We start from the raw sequence: 21,518 nt of genomic DNA, 5'->3' as shown, positions 1-21,518 counted from the left end.
TAATTATAAAATTCAATCAATAATTATAAAATCAGTAATCAATATTAGTGAGTGCCTTAAATCGCTTATATGATCGTAAGCAATTTAATGTTTCTATATATAAGATTAATAGGAGGAATGAAAATGAAAGTACTATTTGTTTGTTCGGGTGGCATGTCAAGTGCAATTATCGTTAAAGCGTTGAAAACAGAAGGCGAAAAACAGGGAATGAATTTGGAAGTTTTAGCAGTTGGTACTCAGGAATTCGATGCGGAGGTTCGTAATGGCTGGGACGCAGCAATGGTAGCACCTCAAGTTAGACATCGTTTCGATGGGTATAAAGCTTCAGCAGATGAAGCAGGCGTTCCTTGTCAAATCATTCCGCCGCAGGCTTATAGTCCATTGGGTGGACCAACGTTGGTGAAACTAATAAACGAATTAGTAAAGAAATAGACGTACCTATTAACTAGTCAAAAGGGGAAAAAAGAATGAATAAGTTTATCGCTTTTTTAGAAAATAATCTCTCAACACCCATGGCTAAACTATCAGAGCAAAAACATTTACGCGCAATACGGGATGGCGTTGTTTCTGCCTTACCATTCATCATTTTTGGGAGCTTATTCCTCATTATTGCCTTTCCACCTGTTGCAGCAGATTCTGCGGTTGGGGAGTGGGCAGCAAAACATATCGCTGAAATTTTAATTCCTTATCGATTAACGATGTTTATTATGACGTTATATATTACTTTTGGCATCGGCTATAGCCTTTCTCAAAGTTATAAATTGGATCCTTTATCTGGAGGTTTACTATCATTAGCCGCCTTCTTATTCACAATCGGTGTAGAAGTGATGGATGGTGTGGGCTTTGTTCTGCCCATGACCAATCTCGGGGGTCACGGACTTTTTGTAGGAATGATTGTATCCATATTTTCTGTTGAAATTCTACGTCTTTGTAAAACGAAAAATATTACGATTAAAATGCCAGATTCCGTGCCTACTTCAGTAGCCCGTTCATTTGAAGCATTAATACCAGTTACATTTGTGTTAATCGTTATGACCATTATTACAGTTGTTTTCGGTGTTGATTTACATTCACTGATTGATAAGGCCGTTGCACCGCTGGTTAAAGCGGGAGATACCTTACCTGGTGTACTTGTTCCAGTATTTTTAATTACTTTCTTCTGGTCATTTGGTATTCATGGAGTATCAGTTGTCGGCGCGGTTGCTCGGCCTGTATGGGAAGTTTATTTAGCTAATAACTCAGCAGCTGTTGCAGCTGGTCAGGACATTCCTCACATAGCACCTGAAACATTTTTCCAATGGTTTATCTGGATTGGTGGTTCGGGAGCGACGTTGGGGTTAGTGATTGCCATGCTCTTAACCGCAAAGTCAAGTTATAGCAAGGCTATGGGGAGAGCAACGATTGTTCCAAGTATATTTAACATCAATGAACCCGTTATTTTTGGAATGCCGATTGTATTGAATCCGGTATTAATTATTCCATTTATCATTACTCCACTGATTGGTGCTACTCTAGCTTACATTGCAACGACAGTAGGTCTGGTGAACCCTACCTATGTAATGGTTCCGTGGACACTGCCAGCTCCGATTGGTGCTTACCTTTCAACCGGCGGTGATTGGCGGGCTGTTATTCTCGTCCTTATTAATATTACGATTTCTGTGCTTGTTTACCTGCCATTCTTTAAAATGTACGATCAAAAGCTTTTAGAACAGGAAAAACTAGAAGAAACTTCTGATAATAAGGTTGCGATATAAGATAAAAGGAGTTTGGGACTAGTTGCTCCAAACTCCTTTTATGTAAAAGAAAAAGGAGGAAATAACGATGAATGTAACAGCAGGACTTCACTTTTTCAGTTATAAAAGTGCCTTTTTATTTTTTCTTTTATTATTGTTTTTAATCTGATCTTTAACCCAATCATGAATAGTTTGGAGATTGATAAGCAATTATCTCTTTTTATAGGGAATTCCTTTGCGATAAGTGCTGGACTTACGATGATTACGAATATCGTTGAAGGTAAATGTAAAACGAAGAAGCAGTCGGCGATCTTATTCTTATCGTTATTAGCAGTCAGCACAATGGTTTGTTATGTGATTGTATATCAATAAAAGATGAGGTGTATAAATTGAACAACGTAAAAGGGTTGAAAATTGTCACCATCGGCGGCGGTTCTAGTTACACTCCTGAATTAGTAGAAGGTTTTATTAAACGGTATGACGAGTTACCCGTTAAAGAACTTTGGTTAGTAGACATTGAAGCAGGACGAAAAAAACTTGAAATTGTAGGTGCCTTAGCACGAAGAATGGTTAGAAAAGCAGGAGTACCGATGGAGATTCATTTAACATTTGATCGGCGGGAAGCTTTACAAGATGCTGATTTTGTTACTACACAGATGAGGGTAGGGTTACTTGATGCACGAGTAAAAGATGAACGAATTCCATTACAATTGGGGATGATTGGACAAGAAACAAATGGTGCAGGGGGATTATTTAAAGGACTACGAACAATACCCGTTTTACTGGATATTGCTAAAGAAATACAAGAGCTCTGCCCTCAGGCCTGGTTGATTAATTTCACAAATCCAGCAGGTATGGTAACGGAGGCGCTTCTTCGCTACAGCGAACACAAAAAAGTGATTGGCGTATGTAATGTACCTTTCAATATGCACTTGTCTATTTCGAAGATGCTGGAAGTCGAAATGGACAGGGTACGTATTGATTTCGCCGGTTTAAATCATATGGTTTATGGAACACATGTATTCCTTGATGATCAAGAAGTAACCGATAAGGTCTTAGATATGTTAGGGAATTCAGAAATCCAGATGACAATGAAGAATATCGCTCCGCTTCCTTGGAATCCAAGGTTTTTAAAATCGTTAGGAGTCGTACCTTGTCCATATCATCGATATTATTATAAAACAAAAGAAGTTTTAGAGGACGAGCTGGAAGCGTTTAAATCGGGGAATACTCGCGCTGAAATTGTGAAAAAGTTAGAAGAAGGATTATTTGAACTATATAAAGATGAAAATCTTGATATCAAACCTCCCCAATTGGAACAACGTGGTGGTGCATACTATAGCGATGCAGCGTGTAATGTTATTTCGTCTATTTACAATGACAAAAAAGATATTCAAGTTTTAAATGTCCAAAATAAAGGTTCTTTAGTAGAAATTGATTATGATTCAGCCGTTGAAGTATCGTGTGTCGTAACAAAAAATGGGCCGGTTCCATTGAATATGGGCAAATTGCCTATACAAATACAAGGGTTAATCCAACAAATTAAATCATTCGAACGAATAGGGGCAGAAGCTGCTGTCACTGGCTCTTATGACAAAGCATTATTAGCCTTAACCATTAATCCGCTAATACCTAGTGATGAGTTAGCTGAAATGGTCTTACAAAAACTATTAGAGGCACATAAAGAATATCTTCCTCGATTTTTTCAATAATCTTAAATTCTAGTAAATTAGGAGTGTTATCATATGTCAATGGAAATGAATAATAATGAAATGGATATTTTTGAAATCATATCTCATAGTGGAAATGCACGAGGGTTAGCCTTTGAAGCATTATCAGCAGCAGAAGAATTTAACTTCAAAAAAGCCGAGAAGAAGAAATGATTACGGCTCATAAGACACAAACAAAGCTAATCCAAGCTGAATTGAATGGTGCTGCAAGTGAAAAAACGTTACTGATGATTCATGCTCAAGATCATTTAATGACCGCAATGAGTGAACAAAAATTAATTGAACATATGATTCGGATTGTGAAAAAATTAGCGCCAAAAAATGAGAAGTAAAGAGGTGATAAAGTTATCATGAAAAACTTGGTATCTCCATCTATCCAGAGCACTCTACCGTTGAAAGAGACAAGGAATATATTGAACTTGCCCACAAATATGGCTTCAAAAAGATTTTTACTTGTTTGCTTTCAGTTGAAGGTGATAAAAATAAGATAATGAGAGAATTTAAAGAAACGATTTCCTATGCCAATCAATTAGATATGGAAGTTATGGTTGATATCGCCCCTCGAGTATTCGGCGTGCTGGGTATTTCCTACAATGACTTGTCCTTCTTTGCAGATTTAGGGGCTTATGGCATCAGACTGGATATGGGGTTTACCGGAAACGAAGAATCGATTATGACACATAATCCATATGATTTAAAAATCGAAATAAATATGAGCAATGCAACAAAATACTTAGAAAATATTATGGCATATCAGCCTAAAAAAGAGAATTTAACAGGATCCCATAATTTTTATCCTCATCGCTATGCAGGGTTAAGCTATGCTCATTTTCAGAAATGCTGTGAAGAATTCAAAAAACACAATATTCATACGGCTGCCTTTATCAACTCTAGTGCGGCAACGTATGGGCCTTGGCCAATAACTGAAGGATTATGTACAGTAGAAATGCATCGTGATTTACCGATGGCAGTGCAGGCAAAGCATCTCTATGCAATGGGATTAATTGACGAGGTGATTATTGCCAATGCCTATGCTTCAGAAGCTGAGTTAAACGCTCTTAGTCAGGTAGACAGTGATATGCAGACATTTACAATTAATCTTCACGATACTGTTACAGAATTAGAAAAGAAAATAGTGTTAGAAGAATTACATTTTTATCGCGGCGATGTCTCTGATTATCTTATTCGCTCGACTCAATCCCGTGTGAAATATAAGAATGAAGAGTTTAAACCGACATTTACGCCCGATATTAGACGGGGAGATATAATAGTTGAAAATGAACTTTATGGACAATACAAGGGTGAATTGCAGATTGCTTTGAAAGATATGAAAAACTCAGGAAAAACAAACGTGGTCGGACGAATAGTTGAAGAAGAAATTTTCCTTTTGGATTATTTAGCACCGTGGGATAAATTCCGTTTCACGCTATAAATCGATACATATAAATATTTGAGGGAAGGGAGGATGGTTCCTTCCTTTTCTTTATAGAAATGGGAGAATGATATGAGATATATTATGGGTGTTGACGGCGGGGGGACTAAAACAGAAGCAGTTGCTTATGATTTAGATGGCAATAAAATTAGTGAGGGAAAATCTGGATACGGAAATTTGCTAATTAATGAAAAGCAAGCAATAATCAATATTATCCAAGCAATAAAACAGTGCAGCATCACCTTACAAAATGAACAATGTCTTTTTATATGTTTAGGATTAGCCGGCTTTGGTGGAGTGGAAGATCCTCAAAACATAGAATCTGAATTAAAAAAGACTTTTGATAGTCCTTTTATTATTGTTAATGATGGAATGATTGCTCATGCTGCATTATTAAAAGGAAAAGATGGTGTTTTAACCATTTCAGGTACTGGTTCCGTGAGTATTGGCGTACATAATGGGAATGAAAAAATGGCAGGCGGCTGGGGACATATTCTTGGTGATGAAGGAAGCGGATACTGGATTGCTGTACAAGCTTTTATGAACATGACGAAAGAAGAGGATGAAGGAATACCATATAGTCATTTAACAAGGGTAGTCCTCACAGAACTAGGATATTGCAGTGTAACAGAGCTGAAAAAATTTATCTATTCTGCAACAAAGGCAGAAATCTCAGCATTTGTTCCCTACATTGTTCAGCAAGCAGAATCTGGGGATGAATTCTCCGAGAATGTTCTTATCCAAGCAGGATCTCATCTTGCGAGTAGTACATTAACTGTCTGTCAAAAATTGAACTACAGGAAAAATGTTACGGTTGCCATAAAAGGAAGTGTCTTAACAAATATTCCTATGGTGCAAAATTCATTTATTAAACAGGTTAAATCTGCCCTCCCAGAAGCTACATTTATTTTAGAAGATGTGTCATCTACGCTAGGTTGTTACTACCTATCAATGAAGTATATTAGAAAATAGCATGTAAGGAGTTTGATATGCAAGTCGAGAATGTTCTATTTAGAATTCAAAGTTTGATTAATCAATTACCAAATTCAGAAAAAAAAGTAGCGCAATATATTTTAACGAATCCTAAAGAGAGTGTCAGAATGACCATTCATGAATTAGCCGATCATGCTAACGCAAGCAGTTCAGCTGTAACACGATTTTGTCGGTCAATTGAAGTAAATAGTTTTGCAGATTTAAAGGTTTCTCTTTCTTCTCATATTTCACAGCCAGAGAAAAAAGGGTTCTATGATATCGAACCGAATGAAACAATCGCATCCATTAAAGAAAAAATTGTTTCTAACTCTGTGCAAACTATAGAAGAAACAGCGCACTATTTGGATGAAGAAGTGATCAATAAGATAGTGGAGAGTATGAGAAATGCGGATGTGATTTATGTATATGGGTTGGGAGCATCATGGCTGGTTGCAGAAGACATTACCCAAAAGTGGTTGAGATTAGGGAAAGTAGTGAGTGCGAATCAAGATCCTCATATTACGGCAACAGCACTTGCAGCATCTTCAAAGAATACGGTGTTTTTCTGCATATCGAATAGTGGGGAAACGGAAGAAATTCTTCGGCTAGTTGATATTGCTAAAATAAATGACATAAAAACGATTGGTTTATCAAAAATCGGCAACAATGGATTAGCTAAAAAAGTAGATATGTCTTTACATCATGTACGAGCTCCAGAGGCAGAATTCAGAAGTGCAGCCACAAGTTCATTATTTGCCCAATTTCTTACAATCAGCATTATTTTCTATGCTTATGTGTCTAAATATTACCAGGATAATAAAAATGAGATAGAACGTTCTCGAGAATCTGTATTAAAATTCACGAAAAGAGACGCTTAACTGCACCCTAAATGTTAGATGCTATCTAACAAATGGAGGTGCTTTTTTTGTGTGTCTTAAGGAGCTTTTACAGTTTGTCTTATTAATGTATGATTGACGATCGCGATAATATCTGAAAATTTAGAATAGTTATTGACTAAAAGACTATTAATTTATAATATGTAGTTTAACTACATATTTTTACATATAAAGCAAGTAAAACTCCTTAAAAAGAAAAAGGGTAAAGGGTGAAGGATATGAATGGTGGATTGGAACGGGTGCAGCAGGGATGTGCTACCCTTAAGCCTGCTGAAAAAAAGGTGGCGCTTTATGTTCTCAACCATCATGAAAAGGTGCTGATGATGCCGATAAAGCAATTGGCGAAGAAGTGCCAGACAAGTGAAGCAACCGTTATCAGGATGTGCCGGTCACTTCAATTTAGAGGGTATCGAGAACTGAAGCTCAGTATTTCGGCGTCGACTGCAAAACCTCAGGATTTAAATGAGCGGTATCGCGATTTAACAGCTGATGCGAGTGTTGGTGAGATTATAAGAGTGATTTCTAATAACAGTCTTCGTTCAATTGAAGCGACATTATCAGTAATAGATGAAGCAGCTATTGAGCAGGCGGTCGATGTACTGAGCAAAGCACGTAAGATTCTGGTTATTGGAGTAGGTGCTTCGGCGATCGTGGCATTGGATTTTGAACAAAAATGCCAGCGTATCAACCGTTGGTGCGAGGCACTGACAGATAGTCATACTCAGTTGACTTCTGCTGTGCATGTAACGTCTGAAGACGTGGTTATTGCGGTTACATATTCAGGAGAGACTGCTGAAATTATTGATACGGTAAATATAGCTCGTAACAATCAAGCGAAAATTATTTCGATTACGAGCTATGGGAATAACCAGGTTCAAAAATTGGCAGATATTAATTTGTACGTTTCAGCGCTTGAACAGAGTGTCAGAAGTGGAGCAACAGCATCACGTATTGCTCAACTGACTATCATTGATATCCTGTTTATGAGTCTTGCATCTAAGAATTATAGTCAATCGATTGATTATCTTGAGCGTACTCGTGAAGCTATACAGAACCGCTTCAAAAAGTGAAAGGAGTGATTGCATGATTGCTTCCAGAATTAATGAGCTTTTTACTGAACATATTCAAAAGCAAGAGTTTGCTGGAGGTGTCTGTCAGGTTTCCGTTGCCGGTAAGACAATGTTTAAAGAAGCATATGGAATAGCCAATAAAAGTACTAATCTGAAAATGACCATGAATACTAGATTTGACTTAGCAAGTGTGACGAAGTTATTTACGGCTACTTTAATACTACAGCTTATTTCAAATAAACGAGTGTCCTTAGATACTAGTTTAAGTGAAGCACTTCCGGCAGCAGCAGAGAATGAATGCTTAGCACCCATTACCATTCGTCAGCTTTTGACACATACCTCAGGATTAATTGCTTGGTATCCATTGTATACACATTTACCTAATCGTGATTTATTCTCCATTCTTTCAGAGATTTCATTATCAAACGAGATGGAATTAGGTTCTGTTTTGTACAGTGATTTAAACTACATCCTCCTCGGTGAAGTTATCAAGCATCAACTTAAGACTACACTCCACGAAGCTATTCAAACAAATATTTCCATACCGCTCAATCTAGCAACACTTTCCTATGGACCCATCAACAATCTAGCCGCGGCTACTGAGTACGGAAATAGAATCGAAAGAAAGATGTGCGATGAGCGTGACCTGACATTTACTTCTTGGCGTAAGAAAGATGTTCCGATTAGTGGAGAAGTCAATGACGGAAATGCACACTATTTTTTTCAAGGAGTAGCTGGTCATGCAGGCTTATTTGGAAACGCTGCAGATTTAGTTAAGCTGGGTGAATTTTATCTGAGGGGAGGTGATGAAATAATTGATCGTTGTCTTATTGAAACCTCAATGACAAAGCAAAATGGTACACGAGGGCTTGGATGGGACTTATCAGAAACTTTTCCAATAGGCTGCGGACATACTGGTTTTACTGGAACTGCTCTTTGGATTGTCCCAGAACGAAGATTGGTTGTCGCACTTCTAACAAACCGTCTGAATGTTCCAACGCCAATTAATAGTAAGGATTTTAGACAAACTATTTTTTCTGAAATTATGAATGGGGGATTTAATTAGATGAAAAAGTTTTGGGTGCTAGTGTTACTTTCTTGTATTGCGATATTTACGGTTGCCTGCTCTGGTAAAGATACGAAAACAGAAGGAGAAGCTGGGGAAAAGAAGCCAAATGCTGAACAGACGTTAAAAATTGCCAATGATCAGGAGCCCGCAGGTCTTGATCCACATAAAACACCTGCTGCTTCATCTGTACGAATTTACTCTCAAGTATATGAGGGGTTATTAACCTTCGATAAAGACATGAAAATTGTTGGACAGCTGGCTGAGAAATGGGAGCAGCCGGATGACCTAACGTATGTATTCAATCTTGTAAAAGGTGTTAAGTTTCACAATGGCCGTGAAATGACGGCTGAGGATGTCAAGTACAGCTTCGAACGCATCCTTGATGAAAAAACCGCTTCACACATTAAATCATATTTTGCCAATATCGATTCGGTAGAGGCGGTTGACCCCACGACAGTCAAATTTACGCTGGCCAAGCCTGATGCAACATTTCTTGCTAATTTGACTCATTCAAGTGCAGTTGTCGTAGCGAAGGAAGTGGTTGAAGAAAAGGGTGATCTTCAGCAGACTGCGGTTGGTACTGGTCCTTTCAAGTTTGAAAAATGGGTCCCAGATAACAGTGTAACACTTACAAAAAATCCTGATTATTACATCAAGGATACACCAAAGCTTGATAAAGTAGTTTATTACACAATGAAAGAAGAATCTGCACGTCTTTCGGCGATTCGTACGGGCGAGATTGACTTTACCACTGTTTCAGCTAAATCTGCAGAATTACTGGGAAAAAGCAAAGACTTAACCATTAAGCCTTATCAATCGCTGGAATACAGTTATGTTGGGTTTAATGTAAACAATAAGCCATTGAATGATGAAAAAGTACGACAGGCATTGAGCTTGGCAACCGACCGCCAAAGTATTGCCGATATCGTTTGGAATGGTGATGCAGTTATCTCAGGTCCAGTAGCTCCATCAATGAGCGATTGGGCAATTGATGTAACAAAAGAAGAATTTTATCAAAAGGATCAGGATAAAGCAAAAACACTCTTAGCCGAGGCAGGTTATCCAGATGGATTTGAAATCGTCATTACAACCGCTTCCACGTATCCAGACATGGTTGATACTGCCCAATTGTTGCAGCAGCAATGGAAGGAAATTGGCGTGAAAGCGACAATTAAACAAATTGAGTGGGGCGATTATATTGATACTTGGTCTAATAAGAAGGCAGATATCTTAATCGGGCGTAACGGTTCTGGGACAGATCCTGATCGGGCGCTAAATTACTTCTTCCATAGTACTGGTTCTGCAAACGTCTGGAACTTTGCGGATAAGAACTTTGACAGCATTGTTGAAAAAGGAAAGCAGACAATAGATACCGGAGAACGTAAGCAATTATACACACAGGCACAGAAGGAATTACTGAATCTATCTCCAAATCTATTTCTTGTTTCACCGATGAATTTTGTCGCAGTACGTAATAATGTTGAAGGCTTTACACCATATCCGCATAATGCTCAGAATATTATCGGTGTTTCAATAAAATAAGGACAGCGTCAGCTTTCTTAAACAGTAAGGGTGAAGATGATGTATGCATATATTACAAGGCGTCTGTTGATGCTGATTCCCGTTCTGTTCGGCGTTTCGATTTTTATCTTTGTGATGATGCGGGTTGTACCTGGTGATGTAGCAATGACCATTTTGGGTACCGATGCCACACCGGAGTCGCTTGCTCAGCTCCGTAAGGAATTTGGTCTCAATCTTCCATTGCATCAACAATATCTAAACTGGATGGGCGGAGTCTTAAGTGGAGATTTCGGGGAATCGATGCGGTCCGGACAAGCTGTACTTCCAGATATTCTTAGCCGATTTACCATTACCTTTGAATTAACGCTTCTTTCAGCACTGATTTCTTGGATTATAGCCATCCCAATGGGAATCATTGCTGCTATTCGACATAATACAAAAACTGATTTCAGCGTCCGAATGGTTTCCCTGCTTGGTGTTTCGGTGCCCAACTTTGCAATGGCAACGGTTTTAATTCTTGTACTTGCGCTCTTCTTTTCTTACAGCCCGCCTGTAGGATATATCGGCTTCTTCGAAGATCCACTAAGAAATTTACAAATTCTGATTCTGCCGTCTTTAGTCCTTGGCACTGGTATGGCCGGTGCAGTGATGCGAATGACACGATCTTCTGTACTGGAAATATTGAGACAGGATTTTATTCGGACAATCCGTGCCAAGGGAGCTCGTGAACGGGTTATCATCTTTGATCATGCACTGCGTAATGCGATGATTCCAATTCTTACAATCATAGGCATGCAAGTAGGGACACTGCTTGGAGGAGCGGTCATCATTGAGCAAATCTTTTCACTGCCTGGTCTAGGACAGCTCGTATTAACGGCTATTACCCAGCGAGATTTTACGGTTGTTCAAGGGTCTGTTCTGTTTATTGCTTTTGTGTTTGTGATGATTAATTTACTCGTTGACGTCCTCTATTCGTACTTAGATCCACGGATCAACTATAAATAACAGCGATGAGAGAGTGATACCATGAAAGAATTTTTTGTAAAATTATCACATGATAAAGTTGGTATTATGGGCTTTACCGGGATATTTCTTGTTGTTATTATTGGTCTTTTCTCTCCATGGATTGCACCATACAGCCCAGAGAAAATGTTCACCTCTCATGTCATGGAAGGACCAAGCAGTCAATTTCTGTTTGGGACCGATGAATTTGGTCGAGATATCTTATCAAGAATTATTTTAGGAACACAAGTGTCGCTTAAGGTTGGGCTCATATCAGTCGGCATCGGAGCATCAATGGGCCTCCTATTTGGCTTAATCAGTGGTTACTTTCAGGGAAAAGTAGACAGTATTATTATGAGGGTAATGGATGTGCTGTTTGCTTTTCCTGATATTTTACTCGCCTTGGCAATTGTCGCAGTACTAGGACCGAGCCTGAGTAATACCATGATTGCAATTGGGATTGTTTTTACTCCGGTATTCACAAGGACTGTTAGAGCTGCCGTTATTTCTGTGAAGGAAAGTGAATATATTACAAGCGCTGTTGCAATCGGGGTTTCTCCTGTAAAAATTATTATGAAGCATATTACGCCTAATATTCTTGCACCTTTTATCGTTCAGATTAGTTTAGCTTTGTCGGGAGCTATTTTGACCGAAGCAGCACTTAGCTTTCTTGGACTGGGCATTCAGCCGCCTAATCCTTCTTGGGGAGGAATGCTAGACGCAAGCAGGACCTATATGGAATTTGCCCCATGGACGATTTTATTCCCGGCTGCAGCGATTGTATTTACGATTTTCTGTTTTAACTTGTTTGGCGACAGTCTGAGGGACATCCTTGATCCAAAGATGAGAAAGTCCTGAGAATACTTACATTAGGATAGCCCTATTTGTTTTAAGTCAGTTAATAACTATATAAAGGGGTCATTCCTTGGCCACTTTCATAACAAAGAAGAGGTGAGGAACTATGGTAAAGCATATCGGAATTGGTTTAATGTCTGGTACATCTCTTGATGGCATTGATGCCGTCCTCGTGGAAATAGAACAAGTTGACCGAGACACAAACGTTCATACACTCAGTTCCCTATTTCAACCATATTCAGATGAATTGCGCCAACGGCTTCTTCAGCTTTGTTCACCAGATACAGCAAATATCGAGCATATTACATCAATGAATATGTATCTTGGACGTGAGTATGCAAGAATCGTAGAAAAGTTGATTGGTAATAGCGGTGTGAAGCACGAAGATATTTTATTTGTCAGCTCGCATGGACAGACGATTTACCATAAACCAACGGGCACAAATGATTTAGCGGATGTACCGGGAACGCTGCAAATAGGAGATCTTTCCGTGCTGTCTGAATTGACGGGGCTTCCTGTCGTTGGTGATTTCCGTACAGCAGATATGGCAGCTGGAGGTCAAGGAGCACCGCTTATATCTTTTATTGATTACATTTTATTTCGTGATGAAAATAAGTCACGTGCGATTCAGAATATCGGCGGTATTGGCAATGTGACCTTTTTGCCAAAAGGAGCTGCTGAAACAGAGATTATCTCCTTTGATACGGGTCCCGGTAATATGGTGATTGATGCGGTCGTTTATCATGTAACGGACGGGAAGCAAACCTATGACAAGGATGGGTTGATAGCAGCATCTGGGAACATTCACGCTGCTTTTCTTGAACAGCTGATGTCACATCCTTATTTTGTATTAACACCACCGAAAACGACTGGCCGTGAGTTATTCAATAAGCATTTTGTCGATGAAGTGATGGAAAGTGCCAACCAAATCGGTCTTTCAAATGAAGATTTGGTTGCTACAGTGACGGCTTGGACTGCACAGACAATTTCAGATAGCTACAGCAGGTTCCTAGAGACAGAAGGTCGCACCATCGACGAAGTTATTATCGGTGGCGGGGGCAGCTATAATCCTTACTTGCTTGAACAGTTACGAAAAAACCTTCCGGGCAAAATAGTTAGCACCCATGAGAATTTTGCTATATCAAGTGATTTAAAGGAAGCGATTGGCTTTGCTATTCTCGGGTATCATTGCCTGCTTGGCCAGTACAATCAGCTTCCATCGGCAACTGGTGCTGGAAACTCCGTCATTATGGGGAAGATTGCTTATACTCAGCCTCAAGCCTTTCAACGTTTACTTAGCTTATGGGGGAATTAATTATGAACAGCATCCTTGAGATTAAGAATCTATCTATCGATCTTGTTGACGGAAGGAAAACATATCCTGTCGTTAACGATATAAATCTATCAATTAAGAAAAAACAGAGATATGGGATAGTTGGTGAATCAGGGAGCGGTAAAAGCCTTACATCACTTGCCATCATGAACTTACTAGCTGATTCACTAAAGATTACTCGTGGCAGCATCGTTCTAGATGGCAAGCATGAATTAACTAAAATGAAGAAAAAAGAGCTTCGAAAAGTCAGAGGGCATGATATTTCAATGATTTTTCAAGAACCTATGACGGCACTCGATCCCCTTTATCCGATTGAACATCAAATTCTTGAGGTGCTTCGTTTTCATTTCACATTCAGCAAAAAGCAAATGCGTGACATGGCGGTTGAAATGTTGAAAAAGGTGGGGATATCTCGTCCCGAGCAAATTATGAAAAATTATCCGCATCAACTGTCTGGCGGGATGAGGCAGCGGGTGATGATAGCGATGGCACTCATTTGCAGTCCTAAGCTGTTAATTGCGGATGAACCAACCACTGCCCTTGATGTGACCATTCAAGCTCAAATTCTTGATCTGATGAATGAACTTACCGAAGACTTTGATACCTCCATATTAATGATCACTCATGACCTGGGCGTTATTGTCGAAATGTGTGAACGAGTGGCTGTGATGTATGCGGGCGAAATTGTTGAGGAAACGACAGTGGCTAAGTTATTTAGCAATCCAGCTCATCCATATACTAGTGGACTATTAAGATCTGTTCAATCACTTGGCAACCGTACCCAATCGCTTTATTCAATACCAGGAACGGTTCCGACACCAAAGCAGCAGACAGCTGGCTGCCGTTTTGCCTCACGCTGTCCGCATGTCATGCCTGTTTGTAATAGTTCACCCCCGTTTCTTGAAATCGGGAATGACCATTCAACAAAATGTTGGCTTTACGCGAAGGAAGGTGTGGTCAATGCATAAGAACATAGTGCTGGAAGTCAATCATCTTAAACAATATTTTCCGATAAAAACGGGTGTGCTGCGTCGTACGACCGGAAGGGTTAAAGCAGTTGACGACATAAGCTTTGAGGTTCATGAACAAGAGACTTTTTCACTGGTCGGGGAGAGCGGCTGTGGAAAGTCAACAACAGGTAGAACTATACTACGCTTGCTCGAGCCAACCGAGGGTGATGTTTTTTATAATGGTAGAAATCTGCTCGATTATTCAAAGCGTGATTTCCGGAAAGTACGCCGCGATCTACAAATGATATTTCAGGACCCATACAGTTCGCTGAACCCGCGTATGACGGTTAAACAATTACTGATTGAACCAGTTTTAACACATAAACTTGCTTCAAAAAAGGAAGCAGAAAAAATGGTCATTGCGATTGCTGAGAAGGTAGGTTTGTCAACGGAACAGATTAATCGCTATCCACATGAGTTTAGCGGTGGACAAAGGCAGCGAATCAGTATTGCCCGGGCTTTAATTGTTAAGCCAAAGCTAGTTATTCTAGATGAAGCAGTATCAGCACTTGATGTCTCAATCCAAGCACAAATTTTGAACCTTTTAATAGAATTGCAGAAGGAATTTAAGTTGACCTATGTATTTATCTCTCATGATTTGAATGTGGTTCGCCATGTCAGTGACCGAGTTGGGGTAATGTATCTTGGACAGATGATGGAAACAGCAGCAACCGATACGTTATATGAACGACCACTGCATCCTTATACGCAATCACTTTTGTCGGCTATTCCATCTCATGACCCGAGCGTAAAGAAAAAAAGAATCATTCTAAAAGGAGATGTTCCAGACCCTTCCAACCCACCATCAGGGTGTCCGTTTCACCTTAGATGCCCAAAGGTACATGACAGATGCAAAATAGAAAAACCAATCTTTAAAGAATCGGAACCAGAACATTGGGTAGCCTGCCATCTTTATGACAATGAAGAACTAAGTCTCCAGCCCTAGTAAAGATAACCCCTCCGCCAGATTCAGCGGAGGGTTTTGTTTGCGATAATAAAGGAAAGACTGCTAAGGGTTATGTCAAAGCAGTTGTCGTCATATGTATGAAAAGATAGGCGATTTATAGATGCGTATTGGAATGGAATTTGTTAGACTAAAGATAGAAGATTGCGGGGAGTGAACGAAATGAAGCCTATTCTATCCATCATGTACACGGTGTTGTCACTTGGGATTGCGTCGTTGTCAGGTTTTTCAATCTGGGCAGTTAGTTGGATTGGTATGGATATCTCCTACTTATTGTCGTCAGTATATGCACTTGCAGGTGCTGCGGTTGTCTTTACAGGACTTAAAGTTGTAGGAAGACATAAGATGCTTAAGAATATCGGGATGAGTGGACGTGAATATAAATTTGTTAAAGAGAATCTAATCGAGGGTAAAGAGAAGATTAAACGTCTGCAAAAGTCAATGTTCTCCTTTAAAGATTTGTTGGCCTCAAAGCAGAATTATGAAGTATTGCGGAAGGTTAAGCGGATTGATTCGCTCGTCCGAAATGAGCCAAAACGCTTTTATCAAGCCGAGTCCTTTTATTTCTATCATTTGAATTCGCTTGTTGAATTAACGGAAAAGCATGCTTTTCTGAATAAGCAGCCGCATCGCACAGTCGATCTGGTTATTTCGTTAAATGAAACACGTGATGCGATTAAATTACTTGAGAAACAAATTGATAGCGACCTAGGTATCTTGCTTGAGGGGGATATTCAGACGCTGCATATGGAGCTTGATATGGCTAAGCAAACCTTAAACAAAAAGCCGTTGATTAAATGAATATAAATGTATCTGGTCACAGAGCGAGTGATCAAGCAGCCAAATTAGCTAGTCAAATTGATTCTTCTACAGTGGCTGAGTTTGGACTGATTGTGCAGGGAGCTTGTACCGACTTGAATCATTATCTCCTGCGTCATGTACAAAAACATGAAAGTCATGAACTAACCAAACAGCTGCAATTGTTGAAAACGCAGGTGGCAAGATTAAGCGTTGAAAGCCGGAAGAAAAGCAGTAGTTTATGGAGCAGGCTGCTGTTTTGGAGACGTACGATTCCAGAACGAGAAGCACTCGCACGGTTGCACCGGAGCGAAGCAGAACTTGATCGAATGGCAGTGAAGCTGACTCACCTCGTTCGGATCTTTCGTGAAGATGGGAAGATGCTGGGGAAGCTTGAGCAACTTACGTTTGAGTCTTATGCTGAGGTTGAACTTTATCTTTCTGCTTTAGAAATACGTTTGGTTGATTTGAGGGTTGAACAAGCAGGGACCATGCTTCATCAAGCCGCAGAAGAGCGTAAGTATGAGCTGCAGACCAGTCGAACGATATTGCTGCAAACCGGAGAACAGATCAAGATGCTCCAAAATAATACCCAGTTGATCGATGATAAAATTGATCACGCTCTTCAAACCATTATTCCACTCTGGAAAAAGCAAATTGCCGATGTCCGAAACTTGAGTCGCAAACAAACTGACGCAGCGAAGCAATTTGCTGATAGTCTGGAAGAGATTGATGGAATGGTTAGGGAATTGGATAACGTGAAGTAAGACCGGCTGTAGGCAGTCGGTCTTTTTTTTATGGAAGTTGATGAACGAACTTAACTTTATCAAATGATTTACTGCATAAGTAATAAATAACGTAGGCGGTCAGGCTGAATACAATGATAAACGTTAAGGGGATGAAAACGATAAGAATCGTACCGAAAAATAAAGTTATTATGCAGATAACCGTGATCGGCAGGTGAATAATAGAAAGTAATAGGGCGTTTTTGAGTAGGTTTTTCCAATTATCTTTATAATTAACTAAAAGCGGAAACAAGTAAATACAGGTAAACGTATATAATAGGCTGAGAAAAGATAAGAAAACTACATAAATCATTTTTAGCGGATTTTCCAACTGGAGGGCTAAAGAAAAATTAACAGCTACTAGCGTTCCAAATAGTAGGATAATAACGCCTAGGAGTAACCCGTGCCTAAAGTTCTGCTTGAACAGTAAGAAAAAAGACCGAGTCAGCCCTCTGTCATCTTCTTTATTTATCCACTGTCTAATGACGCCGAACATAGCAATGGTAGCTGGAAAAATCGTGATGATGGGAAGACACATCAAAATCCATAATAAATTAAGAATAACCAAATTTGAAAAGCTTTCTAGGGTGCGATAAATAGGACGATCAATACTGAAAAGTTCCCTCAATATTTACACCTCAAATCTGAATGATTTCTATTACCATTATTCTATCAAAAATAGTATGAATTGGATATTTATGTTTATTTTTTCGTTTTTTTTGACATAATAACCCTAATATATATGTAATCGATTACATGAATAGCTGAGAGAAGGTGATAGGATGGTTAATATTCACGATGTAGCACGAAAGGCACAGGTCTCCGTTGCGACGGTCTCTAGGGTGCTGAATAAGAGTTCTGCCGTATCCTTTTCTACAAAAATCAGAGTTGAACAAGCCATAACAGAGTTGAATTATGAGCCGAGTACTCTAGGTAGAAATCTTAGAAAGTTAGAAAGCAGACTATTGCTCGTATTGATTCCGAGTATTTCTAATCCCTTTTACACAGATGTTATTAAGGGGATTGAGGACACGGCTATTAATCTAGACTATAATATCCTCCTTTGTCAAACTAATTCAAATCCAAAAAGGGAATCTATTTATTTTAATTTAATTAAGAATCACTTAGCGGACGGTATTATATCAATGGATCCTACCGTAAATAAAAGGAATTTAATGGATCTTGCAGAAAAACACCCAATTATACAGTGCAGCGAATATGACATTGATGGAAGCATTGCTTATACGACGATTAATAATGAATTAGCTGCCTATCATGCTATAAGGTACTTAATCAAAATAGGTCATAAGAAAATTGCCCTAATAAACTCGGATGAAAAGTTTTTGTATGCACGGGAGCGACGTCAAGGGTATGAAAGAGCGTTAAAAGAATTTGGAATTGAATTAAACCTGTCCTGGGTTTACCATGCTGAAAGTTTAGGCTTTGAAGGGGGCCAACAGGCAATGAGGCAGCTATTAAACCATCCAAATAGGCCAACGGCTGTATTCGCCGTATCCGATATTCTTGCCATTGGAGCTTTAAATGAAATTCATACTAATGGTTTACACATTCCCAATGATATTGCTTTGGTGGGATTTGATAATATTAGTTTTTCTACAATGACCCATCCAACGCTGACGACAATCTCTCAGCCTATGTTTAAAATGGGGTGCATTGCAGCGAAGATGATTATCAACAAAATTCAAGGAAAAAAGGTTGAAAGTATTATTTTAGACCATGATTTAGTCATTCGTGAGTCAACCTAAATACGGTAAAAAATTTCTACGAAATAAAAATTCTGTATTTTCAGAAATTTAATTGACTAATATTTACATCCGTATTAATATGGAGGAGAAATGTAAACGATTACATTTTTATGACTTAAAGAAATAAAAATATAAATATGGGAGGATTGAAGGTAACTTTATTCTATATTTATTTAAACATCTTGGGCTCCTTTGCTTAACTACTCCTGAATAATTGTCAACACACGTTATGTCCTCATGTAAGATCCTTTCATCATTGATTTAAAAAATTCTAAAGATGTAAGAAAGTAATCGTATGAAATATTCAAATTCACCTAAAAAGTAAGCGCTTTCTTTTTTGTGTATACGTATTAATGACTGTTTTTAACCCAAGAAGGGAAAGGGGAATTTAAATGGTATATAAAAAGAGTGTTCTATTTAAATTAATGAGTCTTTTGTTTGTATTTGTCCTTGTATTATCTGGTTGTTCTTCTGATAAAAAAGTGGAGGGAGACAAGGATGGAAAAACAACCATTACCTTTTGGCATTCCACGACTTCTGAAACCGCTAAAGGGATGAATAATGTTATTAAAGCATTTGAAAAGCAGAATCCTGATATTAAGGTTAAATCCGTATATATTGCCAATCAGGGTGAAGGTTCAAATGAAAAACTCTTGACATCAATAGCTGGAGGGAATCCTCCAGATGCTGCCTATTTTGACCGATTTGAAGTAGCCTCTTGGGCAGCAAAAGGTTCTCTGGAAGACTTAACTGAATTAGCGGCAGCAGATGGAATAAAAAAGGAGAATTATTATCCTTATACTTGGGATGAAGCAAGTTATGAAGGGAAACTCTATGGAATACCAACGACAACAGATGCAAGATTAGTATTTTATAATAAAGATCATTTTAAAGAAGTGGGGTTAGATCCTGAAAACCCGCCGAAAACAATCAAAGAATTAGAAGATGCTGCATCTAAACTTACGATTAAAGATGGGAAACGTTTTAAACGAATTGGTTTTATTCCTTGGTATGCACAAGGATGGTTTTATGGTTGGGGGTGGACATTCGGCGGTGATTTTTATGATAAAGAAACGAAAACGGTAACCGCTAATGATCCAAAAAATGTTGAAGCATTGGAATGGATAACTGATTTTGCCAAAAAATATAATGTTGAGGATATTTCCGGGGTTACTGATTCGCAAGGGACAGGTGCAATGGATCCATTTTTAACTGGCCAAATCAGTATGAAGATTAGTGGAAATTTCAATGTTGCGACAATTGACATGTATAAGCCAGATTTAAATTATGGAGTATTTCCTATTCCAACTCCTACAGGAACCGATCATACAACTTGGTCCGGCGGATGGTCAGTGGTTATTCCAAAAGGAGCGAAGAAAAAAGAAGCTGCATGGAAGTTTCTAAAGTTTTTTGGTGAAGAAGAGGGACAGAAACTTTTTAGTGAATCAAGCAGGGACTTTTCGGCTATTGAGTCGGTAAATATTGATCTTGGTTATGCTGATGATCCTATCTTTAAGGAGTTCATTAATATTCTTCCCAATTCAAAAAGTCGTCCAGTTATGACAGAAGGATCTCTATACTGGAATGAATTACAAACTGCTGTAGAAAACTCTACGAGGGATAAAGGCACTCCTAAGGAGAACTTAGATAAAGTGACCAAAACCGTTACAGACGCCCTAGAAAAATAAATACTACTTAGAAGGGGAGGGTTTCTTTCCTCCTCTTTAATAAAAGGGAGGGATAGCTGTGGCACAAGTAACGACAAGTACCCATAAAAAAACTTTAATTCAACCCACATTAAGAAAACCGTTGAGAAAATCATCGTTGAATGGTTGGCTCTTCGCTTCTCCATGGATTATTGGATTGTTATTATTCTATGCTTATCCATTAATTTCTTCTATGTATTATAGCCTGACAACATACAGCATTCTAGATGCGGGGGAATTTGTTGGATTTAAGAATTATACTGAACTTTTTCATGATGAATTATTTTGGAAATCAATTTCAAATACTATTTATTTCGCGGTGTTCTTTGTACCTCTAAGCATACTATTCGGTGTCTCTCTTGCCATGATGCTAAATATGAAGGTTAAGGGGTTAGCCATCTATCGGACGATTTTCTTTCTGCCTACGCTTGTTCCACAGGTAGCTTTAGCTGTACTTTGGATGTGGCTTCTTAATCCCGGATTTGGACTAGTGAATGGCATGCTGGATTCGGTGGGAATCCAGGGACCTAATTGGCTGGGAAGTATGAACTGGTCTAAACCATCGTTGATTCTCATGTCTCTATGGACAATAGGACAACCGGTGATCATTTATCTGGCAGGCCTCGGGGATATATCAGAAGAATATTATGAAGCTGCTGAGGTAGATGGTGCTAGTTGGTTTCAAAAGACCAGACACATTACACTCCCTTTATTAACACCCGTTATTTTCTATAACTTGGTAATGGGATTAATAGGGGCTTTTCAACAATTTACTTTACCGTATACGATGACCCAGGGCCAAGGGACGCCAGCCAACTCCTTAACCTTTTTATGTCATGCATATGTATGATAATGCCTTTAAGTATTTCAAAATGG

At 38.9% G+C, this 21,518-nt stretch carries 21 protein-coding genes and 1 pseudogene; 21 read left to right on the top strand and 1 reads right to left on the bottom strand.

The features are described 5' to 3' along the window. Nucleotides 1-123 precede the first annotated feature (123 nt). The 18 genes and pseudogenes from WYK_RS06920 (at nucleotide 124) to WYK_RS06840 (ending at nucleotide 17,152) form a co-directional block, all read left to right on the top strand. Nucleotides 124-432: a PTS sugar transporter subunit IIB gene (locus WYK_RS06920; protein ID WP_040373805.1), complete on the top strand. Its 309-nt coding sequence runs from the start codon at nucleotides 124-126 to the stop codon at nucleotides 430-432. Nucleotides 433-467: 35 nt separating this feature from the next. Beyond that, complete coding sequence (locus WYK_RS06915; RefSeq protein ID WP_040373804.1) at nucleotides 468-1,754, top strand: PTS sugar transporter subunit IIC; 1,287 nt, start codon at nucleotides 468-470, stop codon at nucleotides 1,752-1,754. Nucleotides 1,755-1,925: 171 nt separating this feature from the next. Further along, complete coding sequence (locus WYK_RS25555; protein WP_235782460.1) at nucleotides 1,926-2,105, top strand: hypothetical protein; 180 nt, start codon at nucleotides 1,926-1,928, stop codon at nucleotides 2,103-2,105. Nucleotides 2,106-2,140: 35 nt separating this feature from the next. Continuing rightward, nucleotides 2,141-3,445 (top strand): 6-phospho-beta-glucosidase, encoded by a 1,305-nt coding sequence (locus WYK_RS06910; protein ID WP_040373814.1) that lies wholly within the window; start codon nucleotides 2,141-2,143, stop codon nucleotides 3,443-3,445. Nucleotides 3,446-3,478: 33 nt separating this feature from the next. Further along, a pseudogene (locus WYK_RS06905) lies at nucleotides 3,479-3,795 on the top strand (PTS lactose/cellobiose transporter subunit IIA). A 32-nt stretch (nucleotides 3,796-3,827) separates the two neighbouring features. Continuing rightward, the gene (locus WYK_RS06900) at nucleotides 3,828-4,895 is read left to right on the top strand and encodes a DUF871 domain-containing protein (protein WP_040373803.1); all 1,068 of its coding nucleotides are present in this window, start codon (nucleotides 3,828-3,830) and stop codon (nucleotides 4,893-4,895) included. Nucleotides 4,896-4,967: 72 nt separating this feature from the next. Continuing rightward, nucleotides 4,968-5,867, top strand: a complete 900-nt coding sequence (locus WYK_RS06895; protein ID WP_040373802.1) for a BadF/BadG/BcrA/BcrD ATPase family protein — start codon at nucleotides 4,968-4,970, stop codon at nucleotides 5,865-5,867. Nucleotides 5,868-5,884: 17 nt separating this feature from the next. Further along, on the top strand, nucleotides 5,885-6,745 hold the full coding sequence (locus tag WYK_RS06890) for a MurR/RpiR family transcriptional regulator (RefSeq protein WP_040373801.1): 861 nt from the start codon (nucleotides 5,885-5,887) through the stop codon (nucleotides 6,743-6,745). Between the two features lie 236 nt (nucleotides 6,746-6,981). Next, nucleotides 6,982-7,833 carry a MurR/RpiR family transcriptional regulator gene (locus tag WYK_RS06885; protein WP_040373800.1) on the top strand — a complete coding sequence of 284 codons (852 nt, stop codon included), beginning with the start codon at nucleotides 6,982-6,984 and terminating at the stop codon, nucleotides 7,831-7,833. A 13-nt stretch (nucleotides 7,834-7,846) separates the two neighbouring features. After that, complete coding sequence (locus WYK_RS06880; protein WP_040373799.1) at nucleotides 7,847-8,899, top strand: serine hydrolase domain-containing protein; 1,053 nt, start codon at nucleotides 7,847-7,849, stop codon at nucleotides 8,897-8,899. After that, nucleotides 8,900-10,444 carry an ABC transporter substrate-binding protein gene (locus WYK_RS06875; protein WP_040373798.1) on the top strand — a complete coding sequence of 515 codons (1,545 nt, stop codon included), beginning with the start codon at nucleotides 8,900-8,902 and terminating at the stop codon, nucleotides 10,442-10,444. It begins immediately after the preceding gene. Between the two features lie 36 nt (nucleotides 10,445-10,480). After that, nucleotides 10,481-11,428, top strand: a complete 948-nt coding sequence (locus WYK_RS06870; protein ID WP_235782459.1) for an ABC transporter permease — start codon at nucleotides 10,481-10,483, stop codon at nucleotides 11,426-11,428. A gap of 21 nt (nucleotides 11,429-11,449) precedes the next feature. Beyond that, the gene (locus tag WYK_RS06865) at nucleotides 11,450-12,283 is read left to right on the top strand and encodes an ABC transporter permease (protein ID WP_040373796.1); all 834 of its coding nucleotides are present in this window, start codon (nucleotides 11,450-11,452) and stop codon (nucleotides 12,281-12,283) included. Between the two features lie 103 nt (nucleotides 12,284-12,386). Then, on the top strand, nucleotides 12,387-13,595 hold the full coding sequence (locus WYK_RS06860) for an anhydro-N-acetylmuramic acid kinase (RefSeq protein WP_051387361.1): 1,209 nt from the start codon (nucleotides 12,387-12,389) through the stop codon (nucleotides 13,593-13,595). A 2-nt stretch (nucleotides 13,596-13,597) separates the two neighbouring features. Continuing rightward, nucleotides 13,598-14,581, top strand: a complete 984-nt coding sequence (locus WYK_RS06855; protein ID WP_040373795.1) for an ABC transporter ATP-binding protein — start codon at nucleotides 13,598-13,600, stop codon at nucleotides 14,579-14,581. After that, nucleotides 14,574-15,569 carry an ABC transporter ATP-binding protein gene (locus WYK_RS06850; protein WP_040373794.1) on the top strand — a complete coding sequence of 332 codons (996 nt, stop codon included), beginning with the start codon at nucleotides 14,574-14,576 and terminating at the stop codon, nucleotides 15,567-15,569. Before WYK_RS06855 ends, WYK_RS06850 begins: the two co-directional genes overlap by 8 nt. A gap of 180 nt (nucleotides 15,570-15,749) precedes the next feature. Next, nucleotides 15,750-16,388: a 5-bromo-4-chloroindolyl phosphate hydrolysis family protein gene (locus tag WYK_RS06845; RefSeq protein WP_040373793.1), complete on the top strand. Its 639-nt coding sequence runs from the start codon at nucleotides 15,750-15,752 to the stop codon at nucleotides 16,386-16,388. Further along, nucleotides 16,385-17,152: a toxic anion resistance protein gene (locus WYK_RS06840; RefSeq protein ID WP_040373792.1), complete on the top strand. Its 768-nt coding sequence runs from the start codon at nucleotides 16,385-16,387 to the stop codon at nucleotides 17,150-17,152. The genes WYK_RS06845 and WYK_RS06840 overlap by 4 nt, the downstream gene beginning before the upstream one ends. Before the next feature lie 28 nt (nucleotides 17,153-17,180). Here the strand turns inward: WYK_RS06840 and WYK_RS06835 are convergent, their stop codons facing one another. Then, complete coding sequence (locus WYK_RS06835; protein ID WP_040373791.1) at nucleotides 17,181-17,798, bottom strand: YesL family protein; 618 nt, start codon at nucleotides 17,796-17,798, stop codon at nucleotides 17,181-17,183. Nucleotides 17,799-17,952: 154 nt separating this feature from the next. Here WYK_RS06835 and WYK_RS06830 point away from each other — a divergent pair, with 154 nt between their 5' ends. From WYK_RS06830 to WYK_RS06820, 3 genes are all read left to right on the top strand, one after another. Further along, nucleotides 17,953-18,936, top strand: a complete 984-nt coding sequence (locus WYK_RS06830) for a LacI family DNA-binding transcriptional regulator (protein WP_040373790.1) — start codon at nucleotides 17,953-17,955, stop codon at nucleotides 18,934-18,936. Between the two features lie 392 nt (nucleotides 18,937-19,328). Continuing rightward, entirely contained in the window at nucleotides 19,329-20,624 is a 1,296-nt protein-coding gene (locus WYK_RS06825) for an ABC transporter substrate-binding protein (protein WP_235782458.1), read from the top strand. 58 nt (nucleotides 20,625-20,682) lie between these two features. Then, nucleotides 20,683-21,492, top strand: coding sequence for a carbohydrate ABC transporter permease (locus tag WYK_RS06820; RefSeq protein ID WP_328286266.1), 810 nt, complete (start codon nucleotides 20,683-20,685; stop codon nucleotides 21,490-21,492). Nucleotides 21,493-21,518: the final 26 nt, after the last annotated feature.

The sequence above is a fragment of the Peribacillus psychrosaccharolyticus ATCC 23296 genome (genome assembly GCF_000305495.1).
Lineage (GTDB): Bacteria > Bacillota > Bacilli > Bacillales > DSM-1321 > Peribacillus > Peribacillus psychrosaccharolyticus.
The sequence above is the reverse complement of the archived record's forward strand: the minus strand, read 5'-3'. Positions and strand labels throughout refer to the sequence as shown.